This window comes from Peribacillus sedimenti (genome assembly GCF_046237635.1).
Lineage (GTDB): Bacteria > Bacillota > Bacilli > Bacillales > DSM-1321 > Peribacillus > Peribacillus sedimenti.
The window spans coordinates 3,989,230-4,006,332 of sequence record NZ_CP143547.1 but is presented as its reverse complement, the minus strand read 5'-3'; the positions used below and the strand labels follow the sequence as shown (position 1 = coordinate 4,006,332).

Genomic DNA, 17,103 nt, shown 5'->3' with positions numbered 1-17,103 from the left:
ATATTAAAATTCATTTGAAATTTTCTGGTTAAGATTCCTTAAAAACGCCAAACTAGTAGTAAAGAAGGCACTTCCAACCGCGAGGTGATTGTAATGAGAAAAGAGCTGGCGTTTTTTGCTGCACTGGCTACTGCCTTAATTACTTCGGTGCTTTGTTGTGAGTCAGTAGTTGCTGACAAGACAAAGGACGGGGATTATAAAGAGGAGCATGTCATTACAGAACCTCTTGAACGCAAGATCATACTGCAACGGATGTATCTGGATGGGGAAGTAAGTGAAGAGATAAAAACTGAAAAAATTCTATCTATGGAGGATTTCTGGGCTGCCTATGAGGACTGGCAGTTAGTCGACCAGAATGAAGAGCGGATGGTATTCAAGAGGTCGGTAAATGACATCTCTCCATTGTTGAAGGCGAACGGTTTCTTTGGGATCACCAAGGACGGAACATTGACGATCTTCAACGGCAGGCCGGAACAAGAAAGGATTATCCATTCATTTTATCAAATCGATGTAGGGAAACTGGAGTCAAGCAAGCAGGCAGAACTTTCTGCAGGTATCCCAATCATCAATAAAATGCGCTACGCAAAGGTTATTGAAGCCTATAAACTATATTCAGTTTCCAGGAGCATTAAATAGAGGGTGCTGTCCGGAACCCTATATTTCCGCAGGAAGCTTGATAAAAGCAAAACCCGCGAATGTTGTTAAATCAACATTTACGGGTTTTTGTTTTTTTGGACTTGTTTAGTAAATGGACTTTTTAGACAGCCCCTTTCTGTGCGGGTACACAGATTGCCTGGAATTTAAGGCTTAATAACAGCTGGGTCCTCTCTGGGTCTCACGCTTCCCGCTGCCATCGTTTAGACTTTTATAGCCGGTGTATTCCATTTAGCTAATGCCAAAAATACCTCCCTAATGTTTTGGTCAACATATGAATATAACTATGATAAAATGTAAGCTACAGCTAAATCAGGGAGAGAAGAAATTTGTACGATTATATTAAAGGCATTGTCGACTTTGTCGGACCGGAATACATAGTGGTAGAGAACGGGGGAATCGGATATCAGGTGTTGACGCCGAATCCTTTTATTTTTTCTGCTAAAATAAAGGAACCGGTCCAGGTTTATATATATCATCATGTGCGCGAAGACATTTTTGCTCTTTATGGGTTTCAGACCAGGGAAGAAAAAGCCCTATTTACTAAATTGCTTAATGTAACCGGTATTGGACCCAAGGGGGCAATGGCGATCCTGGCCTCAGGACAGGTGGATCAGGTAGTCCAGGCGATCGAGAATGAAGATGAGACGTTCCTCGTAAAGTTCCCAGGTGTCGGGAAGAAAACAGCAAGGCAGATGATTCTTGATTTAAAAGGGAAACTTGAGAATGTTGTGCCAGATTATTTTCCTAATTTATTCAATGACCGCCTGGTTCAAACCAAAACAAATCAGCTAAATAATCAATTGGATGAGGCCATACAGGCGCTTAAGGCATTGGGATATTCGGATCGAGAAGTTAATAAGGTTTCCAAGGAATTGCAGAAAGAAGAAATGACCACAGAGCAATATATTAAAAAAGCATTGCAGCTGATGCTAAGATAGGGGTAGCAATATGGAGGAGAGAATATTCAACCAGGAAGCTGATCTGAACGAACTGTCCTTTGAACAAAGCCTTCGGCCGCAAAATTTAAAGCAGTATATTGGGCAGGATAAGGTCAAGGCAAACCTGCAGGTCTTTATTGAAGCAGCCCGGATGCGTGAGGAAACGCTGGACCATGTACTTCTGTACGGACCGCCGGGCCTTGGGAAAACTACTCTTGCCGTAATTATTGCTAATGAAATGGGGGTAAATATCCGGACTACTTCAGGTCCGGCCATTGAAAGGCCTGGCGATCTGGCCGCGATATTAAGCGCGCTTGAGCCGGGGGACGTTCTTTTCATTGATGAAATTCATCGATTGCCCCGCGCAGTTGAGGAAGTATTATACCCTGCGATGGAGGATTTTTGTCTGGATATCGTCATTGGCAAGGGCCCTACTGCCCGATCAGTCCGCATCGACCTGCCGCCTTTTACTCTTGTAGGTGCAACCACCAGGGCTGGCTCGCTCTCTGCCCCGCTACGAGACAGGTTTGGTGTGTTAAGCAGGCTTGAATATTATACGGAGGCCCAGCTTAAGCTCATTGTGACAAGAACAGCGGAAATCATGGACACAGAAATTGAAAGCGGCGCTGCTGCAGAAATTGCCCGAAGATCCAGGGGGACTCCAAGGATTGCAAACAGGCTCCTGCGAAGGGTGCGTGACTTTGCCCAGGTGCGCGGTAATGGCACTATCACTCATGATCTTGCGGATTATGCACTGGAATTGATGCAGGTGGACCGTTTAGGACTAGATCATATTGACCATAAATTACTTAAGGGTATCATTGAAAAATTCCGCGGCGGGCCTGTGGGGCTGGATACTATAGCCGCTACAATCGGAGAAGAGGCACATACAATTGAGGATGTTTATGAGCCCTATTTGCTGCAGATCGGTTTTTTGCAAAGGACCCCCAGGGGCAGGGTAGTTACAGACTCAGTGTTCCGCCATTTTAATATGGAGGTGCCTGCCGAATGACAGGTATGCCTAAATTATTGATGACAATCGGTGTAATTATTTTCATAATTGGGTTTGCCATGAAATTTATTAATCTCGGACGGCTGCCAGGTGATATTTTTATCAAAAAAGGAAATACGACGTTTTACTTTCCGGTCGTGACCTCGATCATCATAAGCGTCGTTTTGTCTGCTGTCCTGTATTTAATAGGGCGTTTTAGGTGAAATTGAATGCCTGCACCGGTTAAAACTCAGTAAAGATACATGCTGCTCAGCAGCTTCGTACGAGCAACAATAGCAGAATAGGAAGTGTGGCATAGAAATGAAAGTGGATTTATTTGATTTCCATTTACCGGAGGAATTGATTGCACAGACGCCTTTGGAAAATCGTGAACAAAGCAGGCTTATGGTACTTGATAAAGCAACAGGAGCCATAGAGCATGAAGTCTTTAAAAATATTACAAAGTATTTAAGGGCTGGGGATTGCCTTGTGCTGAATGACACAAGGGTATTGCCGGCCAGGCTTTATGGAAGCAAGGAAGATACTGGGGCAAATGTTGAAGTGCTGCTTCTGAAACAGGAGGAAGGAGATACCTGGGAAACGCTGGTGAAGCCGGCTAAACGGGTTAAGGAAGGCACGAAGATTGTCTTTGGTGAAGGGCAGCTTACGGCGACCTGTGTGGGGACCCTGGAACATGGAGGCCGAATCCTTGATTTTGATTATGAAGGGATTTTCTACGAGGTACTGGAAGAACTGGGCTCCATGCCGCTTCCTCCGTATATTAAAGAACAGCTGGAGGATAAAGAGCGTTATCAGACTGTTTATGCCAAGGAGCGCGGGTCAGCAGCTGCCCCTACAGCAGGTTTGCATTTCACTGAACATCTTTTGGATGAAATCCGGGAGATGGGAGTACATATTGCATTCATCACCCTTCATGTTGGTCTCGGTACATTCAGGCCAGTCAGTGTCGACGATATAGACAATCATGAAATGCATTCAGAGTTTTATCAGATGACGGAAGGGACCGCAAGACTATTAAATGAGGTAAAAGATCATGGCGGTCGAATCATTACTGTTGGGACTACATCGACGAGGACCCTTGAAACGATTGCTTCCAATAATGGCGGCCGTTTTAAAGAAGATAGCGGGTGGACAAGCATATTTATTTTTCCTGGTTACGAGTTCAAGGGGATCGATGCTATGATCACAAACTTTCATCTTCCAAAATCTACACTGATGATGCTTGTTAGTGCTTTGGCAGGCCGCGAACATGTACTTCATGCCTACAATACTGCAGTAGAAGAGAAGTACCGGTTCTTTAGCTTTGGAGATGCCATGTTTATCAAGTAAAATCAACTTGGACATAAAATTGATAAGTTACAGCCTGAAAGGAGCTACCATAGTTGACCGCTATACGTTATGAACATATTAAAACCTGTAAACAAACAGGTGCGAGGCTGGGGATCGTTCATACACCCCATGGTTCGTTTGAAACACCGGTTTTCATGCCTGTAGGAACTCTTGCGACAGTCAAGACCCAGTCCCCGGAGGAATTGAAGGAAATTGGCGCAGGCATTATCTTAAGCAACACCTACCATTTATGGCTGCGTCCGGGCCATGACATTATCAGGGAAGCGGGAGGCCTTCATAAGTTTATGAATTGGGATCGCGCTATCTTGACAGATTCCGGCGGGTTCCAGGTTTTTAGTTTAAGCGAGTTCAGAAAAATCGAGGAAGAAGGGGTTCATTTCAGGAATCATCTGAATGGGGATAAATTATTCCTTTCTCCTGAAAAAGCAATGGAAATCCAAAATGCTCTTGGCTCGGATATCATGATGGCCTTTGATGAATGTCCGCCTTTTCCTGCTACCTATGAGTATATGAAGAAATCTGTTGAGCGGACGTCACGCTGGGCAGAGAGGTGCCTGCAGGCGCATCAGCGGCCACAGGACCAAGGCCTCTTTGGAATCGTCCAGGGCGGGGAGTTTGAAGAGCTGAGAAAGCAAAGTGCAAGGGATTTAATATCTCTCGATTTCCCTGGCTACGCGGTTGGCGGCCTATCTGTCGGAGAACCAAAGGATGTCATGAACAGGGTGCTTGAATTCACAACTCCGCTTCTGCCGTCAGACAAGCCGCGTTATTTAATGGGAGTGGGCTCTCCTGATTCACTGATTGATGGTGCCATTCGCGGGATCGATATGTTTGACTGCGTTCTTCCTACAAGGATTGCCAGAAATGGTACCCTTATGACCAGCGAAGGCCGTCTGGTTGTTAAAAATGCGAAATATGCAAGGGATTTTGGCCCGCTGGACCCAAATTGCAGCTGCCATGTCTGCCAAAATTACAGCCGTGCGTATATTCGCCATCTCATACGCGCTGAAGAAACTTTTGGAATTCGACTTACCACTTATCATAATCTTCATTTTTTGGTAAACTTAATGGAGCAAGTCAGACAAGCAATTCGAGAAGACAGACTTGGAGACTTCAGGGAAGAGTTTTTCGAACAATACGGCTTTAACAAACCGGATGCGAAAAACTTTTAACATACAATTGTGAAAGGAGAGATATGAATGGGTAATTACGGTGGATTAATTTCATTGGTGTTAATGTTTGTTTTATTTTATTTCCTCCTGATCCGTCCCCAGCAAAAGCGTCAAAGGCAAGTCCAGACCATGCAGGGCGGCCTGAAGAAGGGCGATAAAATCGTTACAATCGGCGGCCTTCACGGTATAATCGATTCTATTGATGATAATAAAGTCGTCATTAGAGCCGGAGACGGAAGCAGGCTTACATATGATCGAGCAGCTGTTCGTGAAGTAACGGAAAGTGCTCCTGAATAAACGGGTCACAAGTGAGTGCCTTGCATATCACTGATCGTGGCTCCGTGATTGTTATCAAGCAATAAAAGAAACGGTTTCCTACAGGAGACCGTTTTTTTTCTCATTGAGTCCGATCCGAACTCAAATTCACGCCGAGGATACCTCCCATCATAGCCGTTATCACAAAACAGCCGTGATAGACCCATTGTTTTGCCGAAAAAAGCATATCGTGGCCTAGATATTGGTATAGAAAAACGGTGAGCAAATATAATAAGCCTGTCGCTCCTCCCAGCATCCAGCCCTGTTTCTTTCCTTTACCTCCGGAGATGAACCCTCCTATAAATAATGCCGCAAAGGAAACGGCCATAATCACATAGGTAAGCGACGATTCTTTCATGCTTGTAAACCGGAGCAGAATGGAGAATAATAGGCTTGCTGCAATACCAATCATAAATATTGCAGCCACTCCGTATAAAATGGCTGTTCCAAGCTTTTTAGGTTCGATGATAATCCTCTCCCTTCCTCTATATGGCGCCCGTAACAACTGGCAACTTTGTACAAACATATTCCTTTATTCATTCATTTAGACCGCTTTTATTCAATAAATTGCCAATCGGGAAAGCCAGCACGACTTGTATTTTCGGGGAACTAAGGAACACTATAAATAAGAGGGAAGGAGGGACTTTGTGTCACATTATTGGTACATCATTCTGCGTTCCTTGTTTTTTTATTTCGTCTTATTAGCTATTTTCAGGATTATGGGAAAACGGGAGATTGGCGAATTAAGCATATTAGATTTAGTGGTTTTTATTATGATTGCAGATATGGCCGTATTGCCCATAGAAGATACCGAAAAGCCTATATTTGATGCACTGCTGCCCATGATTCTCCTTCTTGCTGTCCAAGTGGGGCTGGCCTTTATCTCACTGAAAAGTGTTACATTCAGGCATATGATTGACGGGAAGCCAAGTATCATTATCGATAAAGGAAAAATAGACGAGAAAGAAATGAGGAGGCTGAGATACAATTTTGACGATCTTCTCACTCAGCTCCGCCAAAAGAATATTATCAATGTTTCGGATGTTGAATATGCCATTTTAGAACCGTCGGGCAAGCTTTCCGTAATTGAAAAGAGGATGATTGAAAAGGAAAGTGCACCATACCCGCTGATTGTAGATGGCACGATTATAGAAGAGACCCTGGTACGCATCCATAAAACTGCTGGATGGCTGCAAGAACAGATAAGCAAAAAAGGGTACAGGGATGTTCGGGATATTTCCCTTTGTACATACGATAACGGTCAGCTATACATTGACAAAGAATAGGCGGCATTCCTTGATTAAGGGGAGCCGCTTATTTTTGTGAACGAGTAAAGAAAATAGGTACTTCATTTGAAACCAAACCTTCCAAAAAAGCGGCCGACAAAAGGAATTCGTTTCAGTTCCTTTTGTCCGATCACCCCTGTCAATACGGATAGGATGAAAAATACAATCGCGATTGCCATTATGGACAATAATAACCGGCTCACAGAACCATAGCCGATTAATAGAGTTTTATAAGCATAATTACCGCACCACCCGGATAAAAGTGCTGAACAGACAGGATAAAAATAGGGACGAAATGTGAAACTGAACGGTATCACCTTAAGCAATGTGGAGAAATGCAGGAATGTAACCAAAATGGTACCGGCGGCTATGCCGACGGCTGCACCCATTATTCCAAATTCAGGTTTTGAGGCGAGGAACCAAATGATCGCAATTTTTAAAACAGCGCCTATAAGACTGTTGATCATGGCCGCTTTGGCTAGGTTAAGGGCTTGCAGCATGGATTGAAGCGGCATCTGGCAATAAAAAAGGATGAAGAATGGAGCGAGAAATTTAACGAAAATAGCGGCATGGGATGAGCCGTACATCGCCTGCAATATAGGTTCAGCCAGAACGAACAGAGTGACGATCGCAAGAGAGCCTGTGATAAAAGTAACGCGCAATGTCTGCTGCAGCCGTCTCTCCACGATTTGGAAGTTGCCAAGCGACTTTGCTTCACTGACAGCAGGAACGAGTGCCGTAGCAAGTGAAGCAGTCACGAATGAAGGCAGGAACAGCAATGGCAGTGCATAGCCGGTCAATTCGCCATACTGCCTGGTTGCCATGGCAGTAGATACACCGGCCGCAGCGAGACTTTGTGCTACCACAATCGGTTCGAAAAACCATGCAATCGACCCGATGATCCGGCTGCCAGTGGTAGGAATCGCAATTCCCATAAGCTCGTGAAAGGTGCTTTTCCCGGATTTGGCCATGGAAAAAAAGTTTTTTCGGAATGTAAAATGCTTTTTGATTTTAAAGGTAGTCATCAAGTATGCCAGCGAAACAAGTTCGCCGATAATAGAGGCCAGCATGGCGCCGGCAGCGGCGTATTCCAGCCCATATGGAAGAAAGGTCTTTGTAAGCACTGCGATGAATGTAATCCGTGCCACTTGTTCGATGACCTGTGAATAAGCAAAGGGTTTCATATTCTGTTTGCCTTGGAAATATCCCCTCAAAACCGAAGAAGCTGCAACAATTGGAACGATTGGAGCAATCGCCATTAAGGGCCAAAGAGTACGGGCGTCAGTAAACAGAGTTTCAGAGAGTACAGGAGCAAGAAGGAGCATGGCCGGCGTAAAGATCATGGATAGCGTAATGGTGATTGAAAGCGATACAACCAGGATCTTCTTGATTTTTTTTTCATCACCCCTGGCATCAGCCTCTGCAACATATTTTGAGATGGCAACAGGGAGGCCAAGCTGGGTGATATTGACAACGAGAAACAACGTTGGGAGTGCCATCATAAATAGCCCAACGCCCTCTTCGCCTATAAAACGGGCAATTACAATGCGGTTTATAAATCCTAATATTCTTGTAATCAGACTCGCCATAACAAGAATGAGAGTTCCTTTTAAAAACTTTGACATCCTGTCCTATCCCTGCCTTCTCAAAAAAGCTGATATGATTTACAATTATCTATATGCACCCAGTTGGACAAAGAATGACAGGCTTGGTAAATTTATCATCCGTCATTAAAGGATGACAGGCGCAAGAATAATCTTATCGGGGGCTAATCATGAACGCAGAACATCCATATCAGAAGTACTATGAAACAATGAAACCCGCCTTGGCAAATAAAGCGGAGGAACTGCGGCTTCTTGGAATGGACGCGGTTAATGAAGAGGATATTTGGTCGTATTTGACGTTGAAGAAGTGGAAAAGGCCCGGGGAGGATATCCACATCCATCAGCTCGTCAGTGATATTATGTCTGTCAGCAGCAGCCAATTTATGACATATGCAACTGTAGAAGCTTACAAAGGACCAAATGTATTTGGTGAGTTATCTGAGGAAGAACTGAGGGCATTGCTTCATGGCTGAGCTGTTTTGTCCAGGAGATGCAGATATATGGTGATATAGTATACAAGTAACGCTGTCCTTACAAAAGAAAACATAAATTGACAGTAGTTTTAAATTCTATCATAATAATGTTGTTGTTTTAGCTTTAATATAACGGTTTTATGCAGCCCTTCATTTTGGGCGCCAGCTTATTATATTAGTTTTACGTATCACGCTATTCGATATCGAGAGAGTGCTTTTAAAGGAAAACGTGCGAGCGGATCTGCATTCCATATTGCGCGATCAGGCCAATGGCACCCATCCAAACTCCATGTTAAGGCGTGTAAAGAAAGAAAGGGGCCTAATTCATAATGGTGAAAAGAGGTAGGATCGTTGCGTTTTTCATTATAGTATTCGCTATTTTCGCAACGATGGGAACAACAACGAAAGGCATGCTCGGGAATATAAAACTTGGGCTCGACCTTCAGGGAGGATTCGAGGTTTTATACCAGGTAAAGCCTGAAAAGGGAGTTAAGGTCACGGAAGAAATGATGGCCAGTACAGCAAGCGCCCTTGAGCGCCGTGTAAATGTTCTGGGTGTAAGTGAACCTAATATCCAAATTGAAGGCAAGGACCGGATCCGTGTGCAGCTTGCCGGCGTAAAGGACCAGAATAATGCCCGTAAGATCCTTTCCACTCAGGCCAAGCTGAGTTTCAGGGACTACAATGATAAGGAAATGATGACGGGTGCCGATTTGAAGGAAGGCGGCGCAAAACAGTCGTTTGATAATAATGGCCAGCCTGTTGTCGAAGTCACACTGAAGGATCCAAAGCAGTTCAAAAACATTACGCAGCAGATCTCTTCGATGCCGCAGCCAACCAATGTACTGGCTATCTGGCTTGACTTTGAAGAAGGAAAAGACAGTATGAAAAAGCCTGAAACACAGGATAACATGATTTCCAATCCTAGTGTCAGAGAGGTTTTTGATACAAATACAGTAATGATCACAGGTTCATTCACCATTGAAGAAGCCAAAGAGCTCGCTGACTTGCTGAATGCTGGTGCTTTGCCTGTTGACTTAAAAGAAGAATATTCTACTTCGGTAGGCGCAAAGTTTGGGGAACAGGCTTTGAATGATACCATATTTGCAGGCATCATCGGTATCGCGCTTGTGTTCGCCTTTATGATGATTTATTATCGCTTCCCGGGAGTTATCGCCGTTCTCACTTTGATTATCTATCTGTTCCTTACATTGCTCGTGTTCGACTGGATGAACGCAGTAATGACGCTGCCAGGTGTAGCAGCACTCATTCTCGGAGTCGGTATGGCTGTGGATGCAAATATCATTACCTATGAGCGGATTAAAGACGAGCTCAAGCTGGGCCGATCGGTTCAGGCTGCTTATGCTGCGGGTAATAAGAACTCACTGGCAACAATTACAGATGCCAACCTAACTACACTCCTGGCTGCCTTTGTACTCTTTATATACGGAACCAGCTCGGTAAAAGGGTTTGCGACAACTCTGATCATAAGTATACTAATGAGCTTTATCACTGCCGTGTATGGAACCCGTCTTTTCATGAGCCTTTGGATTAACAGCAGGATCTTCAACAAAAGGCCGTCATGGCTTGGCGTTAATAAAAAGGATATACATGACCTTTCAGAAACAAGGGATGTAACAGATCTGCCTACACGTTTTGATAAGTGGGAATTCGTTAAGCACAGGAAAGTATTTTACGCGATCTCTTCGGTGATTACGTTGATCGGTATTATATTCCTGCTGGTATTTAATCTGAATCTGGGAATCGACTTTACCAGCGGAACACGCATGGAATTTACCTCCAAGGAGCCTTTGACTACAGCCAAGATCCAGCAGCACCTCGATGCGGTGCATCTGGAGTCCGAAGATATTGTAATATCGGGTGACAACAATAATACGGGGGTTGTAAGACTTCAGGGAGTTTTAGACAAGAACGAAATAGCGGATGTGAAGGACTACTTCAGCAAAGAGGTAGGGGACGAGCCGAACATAAGTACGGTTTCGCCTACGATTGGCAGGGAGCTCGCCAAGAACGCATTCATTGCTGTTCTCATTTCATCACTGGGCATCATCCTGTACGCTACAATCCGATTTGAGTGGAGAATGGCCCTTCCAGCGGTCATAGCATTATTCCACGATGCTTTCTTCATCATCACAGTATTTAGTTTATTGAGGCTTGAAGTCGACCTAACTTTCATCGCGGCCGTCTTAACCATTGTCGGTTACTCGATAAACGATACGATTGTTACATTCGACCGCATCAGGGAAAATATGCGCAAGAAGAGAAAGATTAAATCAGTTGATGAACTGGCAGAAATCGTTAATGTAAGTATTAGACAGACATTGACAAGATCAATCAATACAGTGCTAATGGTACTGATCACTGTTGCTGCCCTGTTAATCTTCGGAAGCGGCGCAATTGCCAACTTCTCGATAGCTTTGCTTGTTGGGATGCTTTGCGGTGTGTACTCTTCGCTTTATATTGCTTCCCAATTATGGCTCGATTTGAAGGCAAGGGAATTGAAGAAAAAAGGTGTTTTAATCACCTACAAAGAGAAAAAACCAAGTACAGAAGCCCAGGTATAATCCTAAAAAAAGGCCGGTATGCATCGCATACCGGCTTTTTTCTATTGTCACGGTTCTGATTATACGTTATCCAAACTGCACCTTTAAAGTACTGGTAAATAAAATTTGCCATGGGGCTCTATAAAATTTGAACCAAAACATCAGGACCCCGAGATTTATCCATAATTTTATTGCGTGTTATCATTCGAATATGATAATGAATGTCCAGTGAAAAAACAGTCTGCCCAGAACCCGCTGTAAGGTATGGACGAGGAGACCTATTCTAACTTTAGGAGCTAATCGCTGGAAGTTATAAGCCACCCAGCTGTGGCCGCAGAGGAACTGCCTTCTCGCAGGCTTTCTGATGCCTGTTGCGGCTGAACAAGCGATCTGTCGTTTTTCTGGGTGGTTCCTCCGCCGAAAGCTAGATGTCTTATTTCCAGACATTAAAGTTTAACAGAGTGAAATAGTGAACGGTACTGCATGTTTGATAAAAGTTTAAGAAAGGAATACATAAATAGGATTTCATACTGAGTATGGGAGGAGACTTATGAAGCTACAATGGACATTCCTGCTTGGAATTCTCTTTGCAATTGTGATATCGGTATTTGCTGTATTCAATGTAGCGCCAGTCAGGGTTAACTATTTTTTTGGCACTGCCAATTGGCCATTGATCCTTGTGATATTGGGCTCGGTATTGGTGGGTGGTTTCATTGTTTTCTGCATTAATGCAGTAAAATTCATCACTCTGCAAAGAAAGATTAAACAGCTGGAAAGGATTATTGCGGATTTTGAAGCTAGGCCTCTTTCAACTGAAGAAACAGAGACGTCCATGCAGAAAAACCTGGATACGGAATCTTAAAAGAATAAATTGAAACCCCTCTGCTCCTTTTGTATAATTAGTGAGTTGAGGGGTGAACTAATGCTACAATCAAAAACTCGTTGGCAGGTAGCTGCTGCTGATGAAGATGTTGTCGACCAATTAATCAATGAGCTTCATATTACACCTCTGGTTGCAAAACTATTGGCAAATCGCGGGCTGCGCACTCCTGAAGCAGCACGTTCCTTTTTATTAATAAATGAACAAGACTTCCATGATCCATTCCTATTAAAAGGAATGGATCTGGCAGTCGATAGGATAAAAGAGGCTATTCATAACAAAGAGAAGATCCGTATTTTTGGTGACTATGATGCTGACGGAGTAAGCAGTACAACAGTACTGATGGAAACTCTTCAAATGATGGGGGCGAATGTCGAGTTTTATATCCCTAATCGGTTCACTGAAGGGTATGGCCCTAATGAAGCAGCATTCAGGCTTGCGGCTCAAAATGATGTGAGGCTGCTGATAACCGTTGATACGGGAATTTCTGCCTTGAATGAAGCAAAGCTTGCGAGGGAGCTTGGCATGGATTATATCGTGACAGACCATCACGAGCCAGGGCCAGAGCTGCCGGATGCATTGGCTATCATACATCCAAAGCTGGAAGGCAATACATATCCATTTAAGGATTTGGCGGGTGTGGGAGTTGCTTTTAAACTGGCTCATGCCTTATTGGGTTATGTACCTGAGAAAATGCTGGAGATAGCTGCGATAGGGACGATAGCAGACTTGGTCCCTTTGTATGGGGAAAACAGGCTGATTGCGGCAAAAGGGATCAGCATGCTCAGAAAAACGAGCCGCCCTGGCATATTGGCATTAATTAAAAAGGCCGGGCTGCAACAGCAGGCATTGGATGAAGAATCAGTCGGCTTCAGTATGGCACCAAGAATCAATGCAGCAGGAAGACTGGATACGGCTGACCCGGCTGTTGAGCTTTTAATGGCACAAGATATGCATACAGCGGAAATGCTTGCCGCTGAAATTGACGCATTAAATAAAGAAAGGCAGGAGATTGTTGCTGAAATTTCAGAAGCGGCAATCAAGGAAGTAGAAGCCAATTTCCCTCTTAGTGAAAATAGCGTCATCGTTGTAGGTAAGGAAGGCTGGAATGCCGGTGTGATTGGTATTGTGGCTTCCAGGCTGGTAGAACGTTTTTATAGACCGACCATTGTATTGAGCTATGATCCTGTTAAAGGGCTGGCAAAAGGTTCTGCCAGGAGCATTGCAGGATTTGATTTATACAAGAATTTATCCGAGTGCCGTGACATTTTGCCTCATTTTGGCGGGCATCCGATGGCGGCAGGGATGACTCTGAAAATAGAGGATGTTGGGCAGCTTCGGGAACGATTGCATGCATTGGCAAATGAACAGCTTACCGCCGAGGATTTCATTCCAGTGACAAAGCTGGACGGCGTAACCAGCATTCAGGATATATCAGTGAAAACCATTGAAGAGATGGCCATGCTCGCTCCATTCGGCATGAACAATCCAAAGCCGAAGATTCTTGTGGAAGAAGCAGCAGTTGCCTCAATCCGAAAGATAGGATCAAACCAAAACCACCTCAAACTTCAGCTAGGTGATTCAAATGCTTCACTGGATGGGGTAGGCTTTGGCATCGGACATTTGTATGAACAGATTTCTCCGATTTCCACCATCTCTGTTGTTGGGGAACTTTCCATAAATGAATGGAATAATATGAGGAAACCGCAGATTTTTGTTCAGGATGTAGCCGTCACCCACTGGCAGCTTTTTGACTATCGAGGCATAGACAGGGTACAGCATTGGCTTCCCAATGTTCCGGCGGACAATGCCAGGATTATCGTTTTCTCCAAAGAATCTCTTAATCGTTTCCCATTTCTGAATGAAAACCGCAATGTTACCCATATCAAGAATATTGCCGAAGCTGAAAATATCGAGGTGAACGGCAAGAGTATTGTTCTTTTGGACATGCCGGGCAGTAAAGAAATACTGGAGGCTGTCTTTAAAAATAAGCAGCCAGCAAGAATTTATACCCATTTTTACCAGCAGCAGGAACACTTTTTCAGTACTTTGCCAACCAGGGAGCATTTTAAATGGTTCTATTCATATTTGGCAAAGAAAGGACCGGTCGATATTAAGCGTGATGGGAATGATATAGCTAAATACCGTGGCTGGTCCCGTGATACAATTGATTTTATCTCAAAGGTGTTTTTTGAATTGGATTTTGTTACAATAGACAATGGATTAATGAGGCTAAATAAGAATACCGATAAACGTGATTTAAGCGATGCTCCATCATTTAAGCGCAAACAGCAGCAAATTGAGCTGGACAAAGAATTGCTCTACAGCTCTTATGCTCAGTTATTTGAGTGGTTTGATCATTTAGTACGTGAGGTTCCAAGCCTCGAGGAGGAAACAGCGCAATGGACTTGAAAAAGTATATAACAATTGTCGAGGATTGGCCTAAACCCGGCATTAGATTTAAGGATATCTCTACATTAATGGCTGACGGAGATGCATATCGTTATGCAACCGACCAAATTGTGACATATGCCCGTGAAAAACAAATCGATATTGTGGTAGGCCCTGAAGCACGCGGCTTTATCATAGGCTGCCCTGTCGCCTATTCCCTTGGTGTTGGCTTTGCACCAGTCAGGAAGGAAGGAAAGCTTCCACGCGAAACGATTAAGGTACAGTATGGATTAGAATATGGGAAAGATGTTCTAACCCTTCATAAGGATGCCATCAAGCCTGGACAGCGCGTATTGATTACTGATGACCTGCTTGCGACAGGCGGGACAATAGAAGCGACTATTAAATTAGTTGAACAGCTTGGCGGTGTTGTCGCAGGTATTGCGTTTTTAATTGAACTTTCATATTTGGAAGGCCGAGATAAGCTTGATGGATACGATGTCCTGACACTTATGAACTTCGGTGATGTCGAACAAAACTAATTATTAATTACAGGAGGCCTGTTTTTGAATCAGGCCTCTTTTTTCGTTTTTGAGAATAGAAGGCTACATTTGCTCTGGAGCCTTAATTCCTAAAAGGCGCAGGCCTTCTTTTAATACTATTGCTGTTGCTTGAACAAGTGCGAGCCTTGAAACAAGTGCATTATTTTCTTCAAGTATGCGTACGTTTCCGTAAAAGCTGTTGAAAGCCTTGGCGAGTTCTATAAGGTACTTGGCAATTACAGATGGCTCGAGAAGCGTATAGGCTTTTTCAATAGCATGTGGAAAAACAGCGAGTCTTTTTATGACCGCCCAGCTATGCTGGTCATCCAATCGGTACAACTGCCCGGTTTCCAGAAGGACTCTGGATTTGAAAAGTAAAGAGCATGCCCGTGCGTGCGTGTATTGAAGGTATGGCCCTGTTTCTCCTTCAAATTTCAGCATTTCCTCAAGGGAAAATTCAATGTTGTTCATTCTGTCATTCCTTAAGTCGTGGAAGATGACCGCTCCAACACCAACTTCCCTTGCTATTTGTTCTTTATTGTCCAGGTGCGGATTTTTTTCAGTAATATTTTTGTTTGCCAAGCTGATCGACTGCTCCAGCACTTCTTCCAGTAATACCACTTTGCCTTTTCTTGTCGACATCTTCTTTCCATCTTTTAAGATCATGCCAAAAGGCAGGTGGATCAGATCGTCTGCCCAGCTGTAACCAAGCTTACTCAGAACCATCTTAAGTTGCCTAAAATGAAGCGACTGCTCGTTTCCTACAACATATATAGTCTTATCAAATTTATATGTTCTGTAACGAAATATCGAAGCAGCCAAATCCCTTGTCACATACAATGTAGCTCCATCTGTTTTTCTGATCAGGGAAGGAGGGAGACCGTGCTCATCCAGCTTTACGACCATTGCTCCGCCATCTTCTTCAAGCAGGCCGGCTTTTTCGATTATGTCGACTACTTCTGCCATCTTATCATTGTAGAAAGCTTCCCCCTTATATGAATCAAAAGAAACATCCAGAAGGGCATAAATTTTATTGAATTCCTTCAAAGATTCATCTCTGAACCATTTCCAAAGATAGAGAGCTTCCTCATCTCCTGCTTCAAGTTTCTTAAACCAGGCTCGCCCTTGCTCCTCAAGTGAAGGGTTCAATTCGGCCTGCTGATGGAATTTTATATATAATGCAAACAATTCGCGTATAGGATTTTCCCTGACGCTTGTCTTGCTACCCCATGCTTTGTAGGCTGTGATTAATTTGCCGAATTGAGTGCCCCAGTCTCCCAGGTGGTTAATCCTGATCACGTCAAATCCGCATTTCCTCAATATATTGGCAATAGAATTTCCAATGACGGTGGAACGAAGATGCCCCATGGAAAAAGGCTTTGCAATATTTGGGGAAGACATATCGATGGGAACCTTTTTCCCCAGGCCAAAGCTATGGTCTCCAAAACCGCTTGCCTGTTCCAAAATGGAAGTAAGTACTTCCTGGCTCACTTTTTGCTTATTTAAGAAAAAATTCAGATAGGGCCCGGTTGCTCTCACTTTTTCGAACTGGCTGCCGGCGAGCTGGGGTTCAAGATTTGCGGCAATCAGTACGGGTGAATCCTTCTGCATTTTTGCCAGCGTGAAACAAGGGAAAGCTATGTCTCCATTGCCTGGATGCTTTGGAGTCTCCAGAAGGTCAAACAATTGCTGTTCAGTTAAACCGGTATTCAGTTTAGCCTTCAGATGCTTAGCAACAACCTTTTTAAAATCCATTATTTTTCGCCTCCTAAATAAAAAAATCCCGTCTCTTATGAAAAGAGACGAGATTGTTCCCGCGGTGCCACTCTATTTGTTCAATTGAACCACTTTGTTTGTTAACGAGGACATACCCCGGCCATTCTGCGGCGTTTCAGAAGTGCGCTTCACCAATTTGTCAG

16 protein-coding genes and 1 other annotated feature (1 of these 17 only partly in view) are annotated in these 17,103 nt (G+C 43.9%); of the genes, 13 read left to right on the top strand and 3 right to left on the bottom strand.

The window, feature by feature from the left end; genetic code table 11:
• Positions 1-93: 93 nt before the first annotated feature.
• From V1500_RS19710 to yajC, 7 genes are all read left to right on the top strand, one after another.
• Positions 94-636: a BofC C-terminal domain-containing protein gene (locus tag V1500_RS19710; RefSeq protein ID WP_409301912.1), complete on the top strand. Its 543-nt coding sequence runs from the start codon at positions 94-96 to the stop codon at positions 634-636.
• A 347-nt stretch (positions 637-983) separates the two neighbouring features.
• Positions 984-1,595 carry a Holliday junction branch migration protein RuvA gene (ruvA, locus tag V1500_RS19705; RefSeq protein WP_409301910.1) on the top strand — a complete coding sequence of 204 codons (612 nt, stop codon included), beginning with the start codon at positions 984-986 and terminating at the stop codon, positions 1,593-1,595.
• Between the two features lie 10 nt (positions 1,596-1,605).
• On the top strand, positions 1,606-2,607 hold the full coding sequence (ruvB, locus tag V1500_RS19700) for a Holliday junction branch migration DNA helicase RuvB (protein ID WP_409301908.1): 1,002 nt from the start codon (positions 1,606-1,608) through the stop codon (positions 2,605-2,607).
• Positions 2,604-2,810, top strand: a complete 207-nt coding sequence (locus V1500_RS19695) for a DUF2905 domain-containing protein (RefSeq protein ID WP_409301906.1) — start codon at positions 2,604-2,606, stop codon at positions 2,808-2,810. The genes ruvB and V1500_RS19695 overlap by 4 nt, the downstream gene beginning before the upstream one ends.
• 97 nt (positions 2,811-2,907) lie before the next feature.
• Positions 2,908-3,936 (top strand): tRNA preQ1(34) S-adenosylmethionine ribosyltransferase-isomerase QueA, encoded by a 1,029-nt coding sequence (queA, locus tag V1500_RS19690; RefSeq protein WP_409301904.1) that lies wholly within the window; start codon positions 2,908-2,910, stop codon positions 3,934-3,936.
• Between the two features lie 53 nt (positions 3,937-3,989).
• Positions 3,990-5,129, top strand: coding sequence for a tRNA guanosine(34) transglycosylase Tgt (gene tgt / locus V1500_RS19685; protein ID WP_409301902.1), 1,140 nt, complete (start codon positions 3,990-3,992; stop codon positions 5,127-5,129).
• 27 nt (positions 5,130-5,156) lie between these two features.
• Entirely contained in the window at positions 5,157-5,426 is a 270-nt protein-coding gene (gene yajC, locus V1500_RS19680) for a preprotein translocase subunit YajC (protein ID WP_409301900.1), read from the top strand.
• A 100-nt stretch (positions 5,427-5,526) separates the two neighbouring features.
• On the opposite strand, the gene V1500_RS19675 is transcribed toward yajC, so the two are convergent.
• Entirely contained in the window at positions 5,527-5,970 is a 444-nt protein-coding gene (locus tag V1500_RS19675; protein WP_409301898.1) for a TIGR04086 family membrane protein, read from the bottom strand.
• 121 nt (positions 5,971-6,091) lie between these two features.
• Here V1500_RS19675 and V1500_RS19670 point away from each other — a divergent pair, with 121 nt between their 5' ends.
• Positions 6,092-6,730 (top strand): DUF421 domain-containing protein, encoded by a 639-nt coding sequence (locus tag V1500_RS19670; protein ID WP_409301896.1) that lies wholly within the window; start codon positions 6,092-6,094, stop codon positions 6,728-6,730.
• Positions 6,731-6,792: 62 nt separating this feature from the next.
• Here the strand turns inward: V1500_RS19670 and spoVB are convergent, their stop codons facing one another.
• On the bottom strand, positions 6,793-8,355 hold the full coding sequence (gene spoVB / locus V1500_RS19665) for a stage V sporulation protein B (protein ID WP_409301895.1): 1,563 nt from the start codon (positions 8,353-8,355) through the stop codon (positions 6,793-6,795).
• A gap of 149 nt (positions 8,356-8,504) precedes the next feature.
• On the opposite strand from spoVB, the gene V1500_RS19660 reads away from it, so the two are divergent.
• From V1500_RS19660 to V1500_RS19640, 5 genes are all read left to right on the top strand, one after another.
• Positions 8,505-8,807, top strand: coding sequence for a post-transcriptional regulator (locus tag V1500_RS19660; RefSeq protein WP_409301894.1), 303 nt, complete (start codon positions 8,505-8,507; stop codon positions 8,805-8,807).
• A gap of 329 nt (positions 8,808-9,136) precedes the next feature.
• Positions 9,137-11,392: a protein translocase subunit SecDF gene (secDF, locus tag V1500_RS19655; protein WP_409301892.1), complete on the top strand. Its 2,256-nt coding sequence runs from the start codon at positions 9,137-9,139 to the stop codon at positions 11,390-11,392.
• A 529-nt stretch (positions 11,393-11,921) separates the two neighbouring features.
• Positions 11,922-12,233 carry a lipopolysaccharide assembly LapA domain-containing protein gene (locus tag V1500_RS19650; protein WP_409301891.1) on the top strand — a complete coding sequence of 104 codons (312 nt, stop codon included), beginning with the start codon at positions 11,922-11,924 and terminating at the stop codon, positions 12,231-12,233.
• 60 nt (positions 12,234-12,293) lie between these two features.
• Complete coding sequence (gene recJ / locus V1500_RS19645; protein WP_409301889.1) at positions 12,294-14,663, top strand: single-stranded-DNA-specific exonuclease RecJ; 2,370 nt, start codon at positions 12,294-12,296, stop codon at positions 14,661-14,663.
• Positions 14,654-15,184, top strand: a complete 531-nt coding sequence (locus V1500_RS19640) for an adenine phosphoribosyltransferase (RefSeq protein ID WP_409301887.1) — start codon at positions 14,654-14,656, stop codon at positions 15,182-15,184. Before recJ ends, V1500_RS19640 begins: the two co-directional genes overlap by 10 nt.
• Before the next feature lie 63 nt (positions 15,185-15,247).
• Here V1500_RS19640 and argS read toward each other — a convergent pair whose 3' ends face one another.
• Positions 15,248-16,939: an arginine--tRNA ligase gene (gene argS / locus V1500_RS19635; protein WP_409301886.1), complete on the bottom strand. Its 1,692-nt coding sequence runs from the start codon at positions 16,937-16,939 to the stop codon at positions 15,248-15,250.
• A gap of 40 nt (positions 16,940-16,979) precedes the next feature.
• Positions 16,980-17,103 (bottom strand) — a binding site (T-box leader); it runs 71 nt beyond the window's last position.

What these genes read in the sequence shown, in the direction of transcription:
- V1500_RS19650 (WP_409301891.1), top strand. Translation starts at nt 11,922, where the DNA reads ATGAAGCTACAATGGACATTCCTGCTTGGAATTCTCTTTGCAATTGTG.
- V1500_RS19640 (WP_409301887.1), top strand. Translation starts at nt 14,654, where the DNA reads ATGGACTTGAAAAAGTATATAACAATTGTCGAGGATTGGCCTAAACCC.
- V1500_RS19675 (WP_409301898.1), bottom strand. Translation starts at nt 5,970, where the DNA reads ATGTTTGTACAAAGTTGCCAGTTGTTACGGGCGCCATATAGAGGAAGG.
- queA (WP_409301904.1), top strand. Translation starts at nt 2,908, where the DNA reads ATGAAAGTGGATTTATTTGATTTCCATTTACCGGAGGAATTGATTGCA.
- recJ (WP_409301889.1), top strand. Translation starts at nt 12,294, where the DNA reads ATGCTACAATCAAAAACTCGTTGGCAGGTAGCTGCTGCTGATGAAGAT.
- argS (WP_409301886.1), bottom strand. Translation starts at nt 16,939, where the DNA reads ATGGATTTTAAAAAGGTTGTTGCTAAGCATCTGAAGGCTAAACTGAAT.
- spoVB (WP_409301895.1), bottom strand. Translation starts at nt 8,355, where the DNA reads ATGTCAAAGTTTTTAAAAGGAACTCTCATTCTTGTTATGGCGAGTCTG.
- ruvB (WP_409301908.1), top strand. Translation starts at nt 1,606, where the DNA reads ATGGAGGAGAGAATATTCAACCAGGAAGCTGATCTGAACGAACTGTCC.
- V1500_RS19695 (WP_409301906.1), top strand. Translation starts at nt 2,604, where the DNA reads ATGACAGGTATGCCTAAATTATTGATGACAATCGGTGTAATTATTTTC.
- secDF (WP_409301892.1), top strand. Translation starts at nt 9,137, where the DNA reads ATGGTGAAAAGAGGTAGGATCGTTGCGTTTTTCATTATAGTATTCGCT.
- yajC (WP_409301900.1), top strand. Translation starts at nt 5,157, where the DNA reads ATGGGTAATTACGGTGGATTAATTTCATTGGTGTTAATGTTTGTTTTA.
- V1500_RS19660 (WP_409301894.1), top strand. Translation starts at nt 8,505, where the DNA reads ATGAACGCAGAACATCCATATCAGAAGTACTATGAAACAATGAAACCC.
- V1500_RS19710 (WP_409301912.1), top strand. Translation starts at nt 94, where the DNA reads ATGAGAAAAGAGCTGGCGTTTTTTGCTGCACTGGCTACTGCCTTAATT.